The sequence below is a fragment of the Leptospira sp. GIMC2001 genome, assembly GCF_028462125.1.
GTDB lineage: Bacteria > Spirochaetota > Leptospiria > Leptospirales > Leptospiraceae.
Map to the genome: position 1 here is coordinate 3299191 of NZ_CP115468.1, position 15708 is coordinate 3314898.

Genomic DNA, 15708 nt, shown 5'->3' on the forward strand with positions numbered 1-15708 from the left:
CTTTATCTTAATCCTATTATCGACATGGTTTCCTTCAATCTAAAAAAGAGAAAATCCCCAAATCTGTTATCACTTTACCCGTTCTTAGATCATGGCTTTCTGATTGAAAATTCAATGGAAAGCAAAAACTCCAAGTGATTCCCAGAATTTTCCTAGCATCTACCGACTCCAGGCATTTGTCAAAATATCCCTTACCGCGACCTAAACGAGCTCCATTTATGTCAAAACCAAGCCCTGGAATCACCAAAAAATCCAACTCACCAGGCTGAATCAATTCATCTCCTGCAGGCTCTCGAATTCCATAACGTCCAATATTCCAAGAAATCGGTTTAACCAATTCCAATTCGTTGTCGCTTACAACACGAGGGTAATAAATTTCAAATTCTATACCATTTGGTGGATCCAATAAAGGCTCCCATTGATCTGCCTGATACATAAGCACATTCAACTTACCACGATTGTTTTGTTTTGAAAAATATTGGATATGTTCTGTAAATAAATCCGTAATTTTTTTGGTTTTTGAAATTTTCTCCGAAGATTGCATATTAGCAATTAAGGATTTAGCTTTTTTCCTAGCGATAGCCTTGGACTCAGAGATAATTTTCTCCAATGATTCCCTCTTCTAATAAGGAAATAATTTTTTTAGTTTTTTCTTCGATTTCTGGATGTTCGCTTGGGTTGATATCAACTGATAATTTCCATTGTGCCAATTCATCAGCAATATTCATCGCACAGAGGACTGCAATTTTGGTCTTAGAAGCTTGAGGCATCGCAGCTTGCAATTCCCTCATGCGTTCTTCTACAGTTTCTGCTAGAGCAAGGATAGTTTTGTCGTCTGCATCTCCAACAATCGTATATTCATCGCCGAGTATGCGAACTCTTACACGGGAAGGAGATGGTTCCATGAAAGTCTAGTTAGGCTCTTCTTCTATAATTAAAAAGTCATCATCGTCATCAGCATCAAAAACATTGATCGCTTCATCATCATCTTCAATGATTATATCATCTTCATCATCTAGATCAATCATCTCTGGAGCAGATGCAGAAGTAACAGAAACATTTTCAGAAGAAATTGCAGCTTTGGATGGTGAAGAACTAACTTCCTCTTCTGTCAAAACTTCATCTTCATCATCATCTAACAGGATAATTTCATCTTCATCGTCCAAGTCAGCAGGCGAAACTTCTTTAGCTGGAGAAGCAGTAGCCGCCTGTGCAGAACTTGAGTTGCTGCTATTCGATGAATTGGAATTGTCGGTTGATACTGGTTGGGATGCTGATCCCGCAGATGATGGTTTGGAAGAAGATGGGCTAAGTGACACTCCATCCAATCTACCCATAAGATTATTGATCTTATTCTCAAGCAGATTTTCACGACTTCGCAATTCTTCTAATTCTTTTTCTGAAGATTCAAGTTGCTTACGGAGACTATTGAGTTCTCTCTCTTTCTCCTCCATAGCCAGCTTCATCTGGTCATTCTCAGCTCGGAGAGTTTCGTTCTCTGACTCTAAGCGACTATTCTCAGAGCGCAAATCTCCAATAAGCTCTAAAGCTTTAATGACTTTTGATTCTAAATCTTCTATGGTTTGTACTGTAAGCATTCTCTAACCGCCTATTGGATTGCTCTGATCAATATATATTGACCATAAACTCAGATCAAGACTAATTTGCTGTCTTGACCTTTTCGATGATAGCGCTAAAAACGTCTTTGTTATTGAAAGCAAGCTCAGCCAATGCTTTTCGATCCAAAGCAATTCCTAATTTCTTCAATCCATGCATGAATTTTGAATAAGACAATCCACCTTCACGAGCTGCAGCGTTGATTCTCACAATCCAAAGTTTTCTGAATTCTGATTTCTTCTTACGTCTATCTCGGTATGCCCACTGACCCGCTTTCATTACAGCAGATTTAGCTGTTCTGAAAAGTTTTGATCTTCCACCGCGAAAACCTTTTGCGGCTTTTAAGACTTTTTTTCTACGGTTTTTATGTATCGTTCCGTTTACTGCGCGTGGCATATTCTATCCTCCGTAAGGTAGAAGTTTTCTTACTCTACCTTCGTCTGTTACATCGACAACATGTGTTCCACCAAGTCTTCTCTTCTGCTTGGGAGTTTTCTTCTCAAGAATATGGCGAGTCTTAGCACCACCTCTCAAAATTTTACCGTTCTTGGTAATCTTGAATCTTTTCTTAGCAGCCCGATTGGTTTTTAGTTTATAACCAGCCATCATCCAACTTCCTTTATAAAATGTTAACTTTTCGGATTAAGAACTACAACGATAGTTCTTCCGTCCTGAGCGGGGTTTTTTTCTGCAGTTGCAACTTCTGCAAGGTCTTCAACCATTCTCTGAACCACTTTCATTCCTAAATCAGAATGGAGCATTTCACGACCCCTAAAACGAAGAGTAACCTTAACTTTGTCACCCTTTTGAAGAAATTCTATTGCATGTTTCTTCTTAATTTCGTAATCATTGCTGTCAATTCTAGGTCGAATCTTTATCTCTTTGATTGTAACGACGTGTTGTTTTTTCTTGGCTTCCTTGACTTTCTTAAGTTGCTCAAATCGGTATTTACCGTAGTCAATTAACTTACAAACGTGAACGTCCTGATCCGCTGAAACTTCAACTAAATCAAGTTCCGCTTCACGCGCTCGGCGCAGAGCCTCTTCAATGGAAACGATAACAGGACCCTCATCCGTCACAAGACGAACATTGTCCACACCCTTTATCTGCTCATTGATCCTTGTATTGGAAAACCTATCGTTATTCTGTCTCTGATTATTCGACCTCTTCTGCATTCATTCTCCAGCTATAAATTCCCATATTTTTAAAAACAAGTCTAGTGACAATCGATTTTTCACAATTCAGCCGAAAGCATAGCGAAAAACGCATCGAAACTCATCGATTCCGTGTTTTCTTCGCCTCTTTTTCGAACAGAGACCAATTCTCCATTTACTTCTTTGTCGCCGATAATGAGGTTAAAATTACTTCTCTTTAGAATAGATTCCCGAATTTTCGTTCCGATTTTCTCATTCCTATAATCGGCTTCAACGCGTAGACCTTTGTCCATTAAAAGATTTGTAATCTTCTTCGCATACTCATTGTGACTTTCTGCAACTGTTAAAACGCGAATTTGAATCGGAGAAATCCAAAGCGGGAACTTGCCTTCAAAATGCTCGATCAATATTCCAATAAATCTTTCCAAGGATCCGTAAATCGCTCGGTGGATCATAACAGGTTGGTGCTTTTTGCCGTCATTTCCTGCATATTCCAACTCGAATCTATTGGGCATAGAAAAATCTATCTGAATAGTTCCGCATTGCCAGAGTCGACCGAGACTATCTTTTATATTAAACTCAATTTTTGGACCATAGAAAGCACCTTCGCCTTCTTTTATCCCATATGATAAATTCTTAGAATCGAGAGCTTGCTTCAACGAATTGGTCGCCATCTCCCAATCTTCGTCGGCACCTTGACTTTTCTCAGGTCTTGTTGCGATAAATGTTTGGAATTCAGTAAAGCCAAATTTGCGATATACATCAAATGTAAAATCTATAATATCACTTACTTCGGCTAACAAGGATTCGAATGAACAAAAAATATGAGCATCATCCTGAGTAAAAGCACGCACTCTAAACAAACCATGCAAAACTCCAGACAACTCATGACGATGAACTGTTCCCAATTCCATATATCGAATCGGCAATTCTTTATAAGAATGCATATGATGTTTATAAACTAGCGAACAACCTGGACAGTTCATTGGTTTCACTGCAAAATCATCTTCATCAATTTGCGTAAAATACATATTCTCTTTGAAGTTGTCCCAATGCCCACTCCGCTTCCAGAGACTTGAATTCAAGATTGCTGGAGTTTTGATCTCGTGATAGCCACGCTTAAAACATTCAGATCGTATATACTCCGCTAAACTATTCCATAGAACTGTACCTTTTGGATGCCAGAATGGAAAACCAGGTGCTTCTTCCTGAAAGGAAAAAAGATCTAACTCTTTACCAAGTTTTCTATGATCTCTTTTCTTTGCTTCCTCTATCTGATAGATATATTCATCTAATTCTTTTTTGCTAGGAAAGGAAACTCCATAGATTCGAGTAAGCATCTTGTTGTCTTTATTCGCTTTCCAATATGCTCCACTAATCGCAGTTAGCTTGAAAGCTTTCAATAAAGAAGTATTGGGTACGTGTGGGCCACGGCATAGATCATACCATTCCCCTTGCCCATACAGTGATACATGGTCATCGGTAAATCCACTGATCAATTCTACTTTATAGACTTCGCCTTCTTTCTTGAACTTCTCAATCGCTTCAGCTCGACTTAATTCCCAGCGATTGACATCCAATCCTTCTTTTACAATCTTCTCCATCTCTTTCTCAATGATTGGAAGATCATCGGGAGTAATCGTCGCCGATGGAAAATCAATATCATAATAAAAAAATCCAGGGCCTGTCTCAATGACCGGACCCACGGTAAGTTTGGCATCTTTCCACAATCTCTGAACAGCTTGTCCGAGAAGATGAGCCGATGAATGATGAAAGATTTCCTTACCTTGCTTATCAGCAAATGTGAGGATTTGAATTTTGCAGTCTTCTACAGGAACGAAACTGAGATCCACAGTTTGATTGTTGTTTATTATAACCCCGAGGGCTTTGCTTTTCAGAAAGTTAAGATTTTCTGCAATAAAATCGCGAAAACTCTGTCCAGATTTCATGGATTTGGATGAGCCATCCGGCAGAGTAATATTTATCAAGGACGAGGGACTAGCTACTGACATTCTTTTACAATTTTCTCAGAAATAGTACAAAATTCTACTAGAAAAAGAAAAAATATCCTAAGCCGAGGAAATATTGTGGTTAAATCTTTTTTCTTCAACCACCACAGCACAACTTGATTTCGAAAATTATTCTGGAAATAAAAAACACTCTTTCGAAATAAATGCAAAAACGAACCTACACTATGAGAAATATTAGAAATCTAAACCCACAAAAACAAAATTTACATTAGGGCATATTAACATATAATAATGTTTTAAAAATTTATTGACAAATAAAATTTTGATCTTAGTCTGTCAGCTCTATGAAAATTTCCAGAATAGCATTGATTTTTTTTATTCTAGGTTTCACCCAATGCAATATTCCAAGTTTGAATAAATCAGAATTACAAGGCTTAACAGAAATCCAGACATTATTACGCTTAATTGATTCTCTTAATAATGATTCGAACATCCCTAATTCGAATCTTGCCATTTCATATGCCGAATCAAGTTACTCTTTCCTAACTGGGGAGGAAATATCGGAAATTGTTCCGGAAACTCAAGGCTCACCAACGGAATTTTCTATTTCGCCTCAATTGGTTTCTGGTCTGAACTTCGATTCTGCAACTGGAGCAATATCAGGAACACCTAATAAAGTAATTACTAACCAAATTTATACAATAACAGCAAGTAAACTTTCTGAAACTCAATCGGCAACCATCTCAATTACTACACGGATCCCATCAGCTTGTTCAGATACTACAATCGTTTTAGGAAGTGGAACCAGTATAGATCCATTTCAAATCTGTAGCCCCGATCAATTACAGAGTTTAACCGCACATCATATCGCTAATCCAAATTCATTCTACGAATTACAGCAAGATCTGGATCTTTCTTCTATAGCAAATTTCGATCCTATTGGAACATCTGTAAATCCTTTCAATGGAGTCTTCAATGGAAATTATCATACAATATTTAATCTTAAGATAGATTACCCGGCAATATCGAGTGTTGGACTTTTTGGTGAAACATCTGGAGGATTAACTACGATAATACAAAATCTTAGACTTCGAAATGCTTGGGTTAGAGGCTTGTCAAGAGTTGGTAATTTAATTGGTAATTCGGCCGCCAATCAAGTAGAAAATATTATATCATACGATGGATATAGTCGATCTGAATCTGATGCTGCTGGCGGATTGATCGGTAGAAATTCTGGAGTCGCTGTAATTTATAATTCTGGTTTTACAGGGACAGTGGAGGTGGTAACTAATTATGCAGGCGGTATCCTTGGTTATGCTTTCGGATCAGATCAAATGAAGAAATGCTTTGCTAATGCTACTGTTTCAGGGGGAGATTACATTGGTGGTTTGATTGGAAGGCAAGTATCAATATTTATTGAAGATAGTTATGCTCAAGGTTCAGTAACTGGGGCGACCTATGTTGGTGGATTATCAGGCAGATCATCATTTGGTGCTGCCAGTATAACAAATTCCTATTCTGCAGTTGTCGTTTCCCCTGGAGTTATTCAAGGCGGATTAGTCTCAGAAATATCCGCAGCTGTAAATAATTCCTATTACGATTCTGATATAACAACACAAGCCGATAATGATACCCGTGGACAGCCTAGAACAACAAACCAATTAAAATGCCCTACAGAACCTAACGATAGTTGTGCTGGTATCGTGATATTTGATACATGGGATCCAACTATTTGGAACTTCGGAGATGGCACGACTTATCCTAGTCTGCAATGGGAGAAGGATTTTTAACTTTCTTTCACTCCGCATGCTATGCGCCTACTTCGTACAACTTTGTAGTTAAATCTTTTTTTACCACCACAGCACAATTTCCTTCGGAAAATTATGCTGGGCAGGCAGAGGTAAGGCATAAAAAAAGGGCGGAAGATTCCGCCCTTTTTCGGTTTAGAAAAAAACTAGAAATTAGATTCCAGCTTTTCCTCTTTCGCCAGTTCTGATACGGATCACTTCTTCTAGAGGCATGATCATGATCTTTCCATCACCAACTTTACCGTCACCGGTCTTGGCAGCTTTCAAGATTGCATCAACTGTTGGTTTTACGAATTCATCATTTACAGCAATTTCTAATCTAACTTTTCTGATTAGGTTAACTGTATATTCATGACCACGGAAAACTTCTGTTTTACCTTTTTGTTGTCCGTAACCTTGAACATCACTTACAGTCAATCTATAGATCTCATTTTTGGTTAACTCTGCTTTTACTTCTTCCAACTTATGTGGCTGGATGATTGCAACGATTAGCTTCATATAAATACCTTCCTTATTATCTTATCCTAATTTTATATATTGTATCCACTCTCACCATGTATCTCGGAGTCTAGTCCTGCAATTTCTTTTTCCTCAGAAATTCGGAATCCGATCGTTTTTTCTATGGCAAAAGCTAAAATATACGATACTCCAAAGGAATATAGACCAGTAGCGAGAACGGATACTGTTTGCACCCAAATCTGCTCGCCTCGTCCACCAATTCCTTCCGCTAACTCAACAGCGAAAACACCAGTCAAGATGGCACCAAGCGCACCACCGACACCATGAATACCGAAAGCATCCAAGCTGTCATCATAACCTAGTTTGTTCTTCATCATGATCGCACCATAACAAATAGGTGAGACGATGAATCCCATAATAATAGCACCTAACGGCTCTGTGGTTCCTGCAGCAGGAGTAATCACAACAAGTCCAGCTACAATTCCTGATGCTGCACCAAGTGCTGTTGCCTTCTTGGTGTGAAGCCACTCGATTAGCATCCATGCACAACCTGCAGCAGCTGGAGCGATCAATGTTACTGCAAGAGCGCGTCCTGCAACTCCATCACTCGCAAGCCCTGATCCAGCGTTAAATCCGAACCATCCAAACCACAACAATCCAGAACCAAGCAAAGTGTAGGTGAGATTGTTTGGCTTCATAAGGGAGGCAGCATCCCCTTTTCTTTTACCAATTACAAGAACAGCAGCAAGTCCAGCAATACCAGAAATCAAATGCACTACAGTTCCACCTGCAAAGTCAATTGCACCATCACTTGCAAGCCAACCCGATCCGCTCCATACCCAGTGCCATACAGGATCATAGACAAAAGTTGCCCATAGTAGAATAAATACTATATATCCGGACATTTTGACACGTTCCGCAAGTGCTCCTGAAATTAGAGCTGGAGTGATCAATGCAAATGTTCCTTGGAATACAAAGAATACAAATTCTGGAATGCTTCCTTCAAGCGAGTCAGCTGTTACACCAGATAAGAACATTTTGTCAAAACCACCGAAATAAGGATTATCTCCAGTAGTAGCAAAACTATATCCAATGATGGTCCACTGCAAAGTTAACACAAGTATTGCGATAAAACTATGCATCATTGTTGATAATACGTTTTTGGAACGAACGATTCCGCCGTAGAACAGTGCGAGTCCTGGGATCATGAAAAATACGAAGCTAGAAGCAACGATCATCCATGCCGTGTCGCCTTTGTCTAAGACGTCTCCGGCTTCTTCAGTGGCTACAGCATCTTGCGCGAAGAGTAGTCCTGGAAGAAGAAAGAGTAAGGTGAGAAAGATTTTCCTTAGAATGGATTGTCTTCCTATTTTTACGATTTGGTCTTTTATCATATGTTTTTCCTGTCAGATAAACTTTCCTTTTTTGTGCAACTTATGTACCAATTAATAAGAATGCACAAAAACTTTAAATAAATGCTGTATTCTTAAGCAGATCGATGCAAAAGAAAAGAAAATTGAGTTTCGGGAAATCTCCTAAATCGTACGAATTGTCTAATTTTTAAACATTTCGTACAAATTGGGAGCTAGAAGTTATCATGGAATGTTTAGGCAAAATTGAAGTTTTGCTTATCGACTTGATTGTATTTCTAGAATACCGATGATAGAATATAGAAACAGGAGAAAATCCCTCTATGAAAATTCTGCATCTGAGTATATTTCCGAAAAAAGACCGATTCAATGTCTATTTATCTGTAATTATCCTTCTCGCGATCAGCGTTCTATCTTCTTTGGGAGCCGAGAATAAAATGATGAGGATCTCTGGGGAATTGGTAGATACTGGAGAAAGTTATGGTAAAAAATATTTTTCCGTTCGAGAAGACACTTCAGGACGAACTCATCATATCATCTGTCAAGATGCTTGGATTCAAGAAATTGAATCGGCGAAGAATCAATCCAGCGATTCTCAAAAACCTCATATAAATGTGAAAGCGCAGATTGTTCGAGTTGGCAATCCAATGCTCGTATGCGTCTCCAAACCCATAGTTCGAGGAGGAGTGAGCAGCGGGAAAATTCTTTCCAACAATGTTCAAGGCGCTGAGAAAAGGGTAATGGGACAAATTTTGCAAGCTGACCCTAATTCAGGATTGCTTACCATACAGACTGCATTGAGAAAAACCTATCTTAAAGTATCTCCCGAGCGAGCCGAAGCCATTCATCAGAAACTCAGCCAAATGGAAGTCCAGAACATTGATGATGTATTTTTATATGATCGAAATCGAGGCTATTTTGTAGGAAGATCTGAATCTTTCCGTTGACCATTCTATCCCATACTAGAATCTAGCAAAGAATGAAAGCTTATCTAGTTCTAGAATCTGGTGAAGTTTTTGAAGGATTTTCTTTTGGTTCAGAAACCAATCTGACTGGTGAAGTTGTATTCAACACATCCATGTCTGGATACCAAGAAATCTTAACTGACCCATCTTACCGCAATCAAATTGTTACTTTGACCTACCCAATGATCGGGAATTACGGAATCAACTCCGAAGATATGGAAAGTTCTCGTGTTCAAGTATCGGGACTTATAGTAAAAGAATATGTGGACTATCCATCCAATTATAGATCTGAGAAAACTCTCGGTGACTTTCTAAAAGAATACAATATTCCAGGGATTCAAGGTATCGATACAAGAAAGTTAACACGAATCTTGCGAACAAAAGGCGCTACAAATGGCGGGATTTTTATTGCAGAGAAATTCTCTGAATCCTTTCGCGACGAGGTCAAGAAATTTCCTGGCTTGGTTGGCGCCGATCTTGCTCGAGTAGTCACAACAGAAAAATCATATACTTTTGGAACACATAGTCCAGAAAAATATAAAGTTGCCGTCTTCGATTATGGTGTAAAGCAAAACATTCTAAAATTACTAGATTCGAATGGATTCTCAGTTACCGTATATCCTGCATTAACTCAAGCTAAAGACATCATGAATCAAGGATACGATGCGTATTTCATGTCCAATGGACCCGGTGATCCAGAGCCTTTGGACTATGCCATTCAATCTGCAAAAGACATTATCAACGCTGGGACTCCACTTTTTGGGATCTGCCTAGGTCATCAGATTATAGGACAAGCTCTAGGTAAGAAAACAGCAAAGTTAAAATTTGGCCATCGTGGTGGAAACCATCCTGTGCAAAATACAGACAATGGAAAAGTGGAAATCACAGCACAAAACCATGGCTTTGTGGTAGTTCGCGATGAATCGGATGATGTCCCAATTACACATATCAATTTATTTGATAATACAATCGCTGGACTTAGATCCAAAGACAAACCTGTAATGGCAGTTCAATATCATCCTGAAAGTTCACCTGGTCCGCATGACTCTGGTTATCTTTTTCAAGAATTTTATAATATGGTTAAGAAATCAAAGCATCAATAGGAGAAAAAAATGCAAGATAACGAGAAGAATATTTGGGGTGTACCTTACGCGACAGAAGTTTCCTGGGAAGCATTTCTACATGATATCTGGGATCCAACTTCGGAAGAAGTTTTTCAACCTAAGAAATTTATAGGAATTGGATACGGAATCAATCTGTATGCGATTGGAAAGAAAGCAGGCTGGCTCTAAGAGCTGGCTTTTTTTATAAAAGGTTCACAATAAATTGCAAAATCTAAAAACTTCGATCTGGAATTTTCTCGAGTTTCCAGCGACTACTCTCGCGAAAACATACAGATTTATCCTCATTCTTATTGTCATGTTTTCTGTGGCTTATCCATTTTTGGATTTTTTCTCAATGGCAATTGGCGAAGACTTCTATGCAGAGCATAAATGGATAGAATGGACGATTTTGATTGTTTTTGCAACAGAGTATTCATTACGATTGTTTTCGGCTCCTTCTAAGAAAGAATTTATTTTCAGTTTTAATGGCGTTATAGATTTTCTATCTTTTGCTCCATTTATAGTATTAATCGCTTTTGATTTGGAAGCACAAACTTATGGATTACGATTGCTCCGATTTTTGAGAATCTCTCAATCATTGCGATTATTGAAATATTCTAATCTTAAGATAAGAACTAAGATTTTCCTTGCCTTTCTTGTTTCGACTTTGATTATTTTGGTTCCGACGTTATTCTATGTTTATAATTATTTTACAAATCTAAAGGAAGCTGATATTCGCTCATCGCTTCTTGGTCATGTGATTGTCGCATCATTGCAATTCAATGCAGAGGAAATTCTTTCTATAAAAGGAGAAGAAGATCCAAAATACAAATCAATTCAGAATAAATTGATTAAAATGAAAAAGCAATTGAGGGAAGCGAATATTCCCATTCGATATATTTATATAAATAAAAAGGATTCAATTGAGCCAACGAAATTGGTTTACCTTGTTGATGCAGAAATTGGTGATAACCATTCAGAGTTTGGATCGACTTGGGATTCAGTTGAATTCAATTCTCCTTGGTCAACAGATTTTACCAAAGCACAAACTGCTCCAGAATTTGACTTCGATGACGACGGAGAGACATTGATCTTGTCGGCTTGGGCACCGCTTCCAACGATTGGAGTCTGGGAAGAGCCACCAGTTATTATTTCAATGGATTTGCTTGCACGTGATGTTCAAAATGCTAAGCAAACAATTGGATTCTTGATTATTTTTATTCTTTCTGGTTCTGTGATTATCATCTCGCTGATTTCTATTTTCTTTGCATCTTATTTCAATCGACCGATTCACGAATTGATTAAGGGCATTGAAGCTTTTGAGAATCAGGATTTCGACTATCATGTAAAAGTTCTTTCCGATGATGAATTGGGAAGGCTCAGCGATTTATTCAATAAAAAATTGTTCAATCTCATGCGAGACTTCTACCAGTTTATGTATGCGCCCGTTGCGAAGATGCTTATGGGACCGAATAGACAAGACTTGATCGAAGGAAAATACGAACATGTTTCCGTTATCTATACAGACTTTAAAGGATTTTCAGCTCAGTCTTCCCTTTATGCTCCGAGACAAGTTGTTGAATATTTGAATAAAAGCTTTGCTGTGATGGAGAAAATCGTAACCAAACATAAAGGAATCATTGATAAGCATATTGGTGATGCCTTGATGGTATATTTTATTCCTGAACCTGGTGAAACAAATACAGCGAAGCGTGCAGTCATCTGTGGAATCGAGATGCAAGAAGAGTATACAAAACTCTATCATGAACTCAAGGATCAAGGCGGTCTTTCTTGTCTTCTCCGTATAGGAATCAATTCGGGTGATGCAATTCTTGGTGCAATCGGTTCGGAAAAGTTAGAAGTCACTGTTATCGGCAATACTGTAAATATGGCGAATCGAGTTGAATCAGCAGCTCTTCCTGGTGGGATAGGACTGTCCCCAGCAACTGCAACACAAAGCCAAATTCAATACTGGGTTGGTACAGATTGTCCGAATTGGAAGACTCGAACAGATATTACATCAGTAAAACATCTTGAGAATTTTGAAGTATTCCAAATCTATAAAGATATTTACTTAGAAAACCATGAATGAATATTTAGTCAAAGTTGGTATTTAATTCGGATCCCTCTGGCTAAATTTTTATGAAAAAAATAATACACTACTACGTCTACAATCCCCTTGTAGCAAACCTTACTCTAATTTTCCTATTCCTAACTGGCTTGATTTCTCTTTACTCAATGAAGCAGGAAGCTTTTCCACGTGTAAACTTACGCCAAGTGAGAATCCTGACGGTTTTTCCAGGTGCGAGCCCAATCGACGTTGAAAAGAAAATCACGATACCGATTGAAGAAAAATTACGAGAAGTTGAAGGATTGGATTCCGTTCGTTCGATTTCGCGAAATTCAGAATCCGATATCAATATCAAAATTGATTTAGAGCATCCAGATCCAGACCAAGTAGTCAACGATCTTAGACGTGCGGTTGATCGTGTTACAAATTTTCCCATAGAAGTTCGAGATAGACCGGTTGTCACAGAACAAAAAAGTTCTAATTTCCCAATCTTAGAAATCGCTGTCTCAGGAAATATTACTGAGCAAGAATTGCAACAATCTGTACGCTTTATTGATGATGAATTGCGAAAAGTTCCTGGTGTTTCGCGGGTTGATCTTTTTGGAAAAAGAAAAGAAGAATGGAGAATCTTAGTCAATCCGATTCTCCGCAAAAAGTATGTAATCAATTTCAGTGATATTTATGAATCAATCAATCGAAGAATAGTAAGTATTCCCGGTGGCTCTTTTTTATCACCTATAACAAAGGATATTCGAGTCACTGGTGAAGTTGAAAAAATTGATGAACTCAAAAATATTACAATTCGTTCGAACGAGAACGGACAATCTGTCCAACTCTCTCAAGTAGCAAATCTTAATGAGACTTATGAAAGACCGCGTGCCTTCGCTCAATCCAATGGGAAAGAAGCTGTTACTTTACAGATAATCAAAAAAGACAGCGGTGATATAATTGAAACTGTAAATGCCATTCATGCAAAATTGGAAGAACTGAAACCTCAATTGGTCAAGGGTATAGAAATTATTGACTTAAATGATGAGGGTCTCCGTGCAACAAAGAGGTTAGATGTTGTATTAACCAATTCGATGCAGGGTTTGATATTGGTTGTTCTAGTTCTAATTGTATTTTTCTCTTTTCGGGATGCTATAATTTCCAGTTTATCGTTACCTCTGACACTACTTGGAACTATTATCGCATTTCCTTTTTTTGACATCTCATTCAATTTAGTTTCGATGCTTGGAATAATTATCGCTCTTGGAATGTTAGTTGATAATAGTATAATTATTTCCGAAAATATTTATAAACTAAAGAAATCTGGTATTAACGCTCGAGATGCATCCGTACAGGGTGCAAGCGAATTGATTGTTCCTATTTTTGGATCTTATTTAACTACAGTTGCTGCATTTCTTCCTTTGGCATTGATGAGTGGGATTATGGGAAGGTTTATCTGGCAGATTCCGTTCATGGTAATTGTTGCGCTCACTTTCAGCCTTTTTGAATCTTTCTTACTTCTGCCGGGAAGATATGCGATGTTCGGAAAGAACCCAAAAGAAAAAGAGGCGAAAAACAGGGTTCGCAGAGTTTTTCGTGATGTTCTTGAGAGATCTTTTGATAACTTGAGAAATAGTTTTGTTCGCGGAATCCGAGTTGTAGTCCGAAGACCAATCACTACTCTCGCTGTAATCTATTCGATACTAATTGGATCTGTGTTGGTTCTCGGAATCATGAATTTTAATTTATTTCCAAAAGAAGGAATCGATTATGTTCTTATACGAGCAGAATTCCCAGCTTCCTACAGTGCGCAAGAGACTGCAAGAAAGCTCGCTTATTTTGACGAAGTCATTGCCAAAATTCCAAAAAATGAGATCCAATCATCCATACTTAAAATTGGAATACAACAAACTGATCCCACTGACCCACTAACACGCGTAGGCGAGAATCTAGGAATGGCACAAATTATTTTGGTTCCGGAAACCGAGCGTAAGCGTACAGCTCAGGTTATATTTGGCGAATTGGATGAAGAACTAAAACAAATTCCTGATGCTACTTCAGTCATGGTTGACCTTGTTGTAAATGGTCCACCCATTGGTGCTGCAGTCACTGTTGCAATTGAAGGAAGAGACTATAAAGTTCTTGAAGAAATTTCCCAAGAAATGAAATCCATGCTCAGAACTATGGATGGAGTCATCAATATCGGGGATGATTATAATTTCGGACGAGAAGAAATTCAGATTCGAGTCAAAGATGCCAATTCAGCACTAACAGGAATTGATACTTCAACCGTTGCAAGTTACGTTCGAACAGCAATCGAGGGAGTTGAAGCTGCAAGTCTCAGAAAAGGTAAAGACGAAATCAAAGTCATGATCCTCAATCAAGATGAATTTAGATCTCAAACCAATGATCTGGATAGAATCGAAATTGCAAACCGATATGGGCTCCTAACTCCAATCGGAGCAGTTACAACTAGGAATGTTTATAAAGGTGTCGAAGCATATTTCCACAATGATTTTGAAAAAGCAATTACTGTTACAGCCGATGTTAATGAGGAAATCATAACTTCTGGAGCTGTGAACGAAAAAATATTAGAATATTTTTCCGATATTGGCAAACGGTATTCTGGATACGCAATCAAGTTTCGAGGTGAGCAGGAAAGCACGGACAAATCTATGGTTTCTCTAGGAAAGGCAACCTTACTTGCGTTATTTGCAATTTATGCGATTCTCGCTATCATCTTCAATAGTGCACTCAAACCTCTAGTCATTCTCTCTTGTATTCCTCTCGGTTTTGTCGGAGTTGTGATCGGTTTTATTCTTTCTGGTAAGACTCTTTCGTTCTTGGCTATGGTCGGAATCATTGGTTTAGCGGGCGTTATTGTGAATGCGTCAATTGTGCTAGTTGATACAATTCAAGAGTATGAGAAAAAGGGAATACCATTCAATGATTGCTTAATTGAAGCTGCGAGTGATCGTTTTCGTCCAATTCTTGTAACGACATTTACGACTATGGCTGGAATGATTCCTACTGCTTATGCGATTGGAGGATCGGATCCAATTCTAATTCCTATGACTCTATCACTTGCATGGGGACTTGGTTTCGGATCATTTGGATCGTTAGTGTTTATTCCTGCAGTTTTTTCTCTCTATGGAAAGGTTGTTGGAAAAAAATAATTTCTAAGAAGTTTCACAAATTATATT

At 38.3% G+C, this 15708-nt stretch carries 15 protein-coding genes; 6 read left to right on the plus strand and 9 right to left on the minus strand.

The window, feature by feature from the left end; all coding sequences use genetic code 11:
• Positions 1-34: 34 nt before the first annotated feature.
• The 7 genes from O4O04_RS16640 to thrS all read right to left on the minus strand — a co-directional run bounded on the left by O4O04_RS16640 (position 35) and on the right by thrS (position 4759).
• A complete protein-coding gene (locus tag O4O04_RS16640; RefSeq protein ID WP_272532902.1) occupies positions 35-610 on the minus strand; it encodes a 5-formyltetrahydrofolate cyclo-ligase in 576 nt (191 codons plus the stop codon).
• The gene (locus tag O4O04_RS16645; protein WP_272532903.1) at positions 591-905 is read right to left on the minus strand and encodes a cell division protein ZapA; all 315 of its coding nucleotides are present in this window, start codon (positions 903-905) and stop codon (positions 591-593) included. The genes O4O04_RS16640 and O4O04_RS16645 overlap by 20 nt, the downstream gene beginning before the upstream one ends.
• A 6-nt stretch (positions 906-911) precedes the next feature.
• Complete coding sequence (locus O4O04_RS16650; RefSeq protein WP_272532904.1) at positions 912-1598, minus strand: hypothetical protein; 687 nt, start codon at positions 1596-1598, stop codon at positions 912-914.
• A gap of 61 nt (positions 1599-1659) precedes the next feature.
• Positions 1660-2013, minus strand: coding sequence for a 50S ribosomal protein L20 (gene rplT / locus O4O04_RS16655; RefSeq protein WP_272532905.1), 354 nt, complete (start codon positions 2011-2013; stop codon positions 1660-1662).
• A 3-nt stretch (positions 2014-2016) separates the two neighbouring features.
• Positions 2017-2223 carry a 50S ribosomal protein L35 gene (gene rpmI, locus O4O04_RS16660; RefSeq protein WP_272536129.1) on the minus strand — a complete coding sequence of 69 codons (207 nt, stop codon included), beginning with the start codon at positions 2221-2223 and terminating at the stop codon, positions 2017-2019.
• 23 nt (positions 2224-2246) lie between these two features.
• Positions 2247-2792 carry a translation initiation factor IF-3 gene (gene infC / locus O4O04_RS16665; RefSeq protein ID WP_272532906.1) on the minus strand — a complete coding sequence of 182 codons (546 nt, stop codon included), beginning with the start codon at positions 2790-2792 and terminating at the stop codon, positions 2247-2249.
• Positions 2793-2851: 59 nt separating this feature from the next.
• Entirely contained in the window at positions 2852-4759 is a 1908-nt protein-coding gene (thrS, locus tag O4O04_RS16670; protein WP_272536130.1) for a threonine--tRNA ligase, read from the minus strand.
• Between the two features lie 326 nt (positions 4760-5085).
• On the opposite strand from thrS, the gene O4O04_RS16675 reads away from it, so the two are divergent.
• Positions 5086-6531 (plus strand): putative Ig domain-containing protein, encoded by a 1446-nt coding sequence (locus O4O04_RS16675; protein ID WP_272532907.1) that lies wholly within the window; start codon positions 5086-5088, stop codon positions 6529-6531.
• Between the two features lie 171 nt (positions 6532-6702).
• On the opposite strand, the gene O4O04_RS16680 is transcribed toward O4O04_RS16675, so the two are convergent.
• A complete protein-coding gene (locus tag O4O04_RS16680; protein ID WP_272532908.1) occupies positions 6703-7047 on the minus strand; it encodes a P-II family nitrogen regulator in 345 nt (114 codons plus the stop codon).
• Positions 7048-7079: 32 nt separating this feature from the next.
• Positions 7080-8402: an ammonium transporter gene (locus tag O4O04_RS16685; RefSeq protein WP_272532909.1), complete on the minus strand. Its 1323-nt coding sequence runs from the start codon at positions 8400-8402 to the stop codon at positions 7080-7082.
• A 299-nt stretch (positions 8403-8701) separates the two neighbouring features.
• Between O4O04_RS16685 and O4O04_RS16690 the strand changes: the two genes are divergently transcribed.
• The 5 genes from O4O04_RS16690 to O4O04_RS16710 are packed head-to-tail and all read left to right on the plus strand — an operon-like array spanning position 8702 to position 15681.
• Positions 8702-9325 carry a hypothetical protein gene (locus O4O04_RS16690; protein WP_272532910.1) on the plus strand — a complete coding sequence of 208 codons (624 nt, stop codon included), beginning with the start codon at positions 8702-8704 and terminating at the stop codon, positions 9323-9325.
• Between the two features lie 32 nt (positions 9326-9357).
• Positions 9358-10446, plus strand: a complete 1089-nt coding sequence (gene carA / locus O4O04_RS16695) for a glutamine-hydrolyzing carbamoyl-phosphate synthase small subunit (protein WP_272532911.1) — start codon at positions 9358-9360, stop codon at positions 10444-10446.
• 9 nt (positions 10447-10455) lie between these two features.
• Positions 10456-10635, plus strand: coding sequence for a hypothetical protein (locus O4O04_RS16700; RefSeq protein ID WP_272532912.1), 180 nt, complete (start codon positions 10456-10458; stop codon positions 10633-10635).
• Positions 10636-10669: 34 nt separating this feature from the next.
• Entirely contained in the window at positions 10670-12538 is a 1869-nt protein-coding gene (locus O4O04_RS16705; protein WP_336297484.1) for an adenylate/guanylate cyclase domain-containing protein, read from the plus strand.
• 50 nt (positions 12539-12588) lie between these two features.
• Positions 12589-15681 (plus strand): efflux RND transporter permease subunit, encoded by a 3093-nt coding sequence (locus O4O04_RS16710; protein WP_272532914.1) that lies wholly within the window; start codon positions 12589-12591, stop codon positions 15679-15681.
• Positions 15682-15708: the final 27 nt, after the last annotated feature.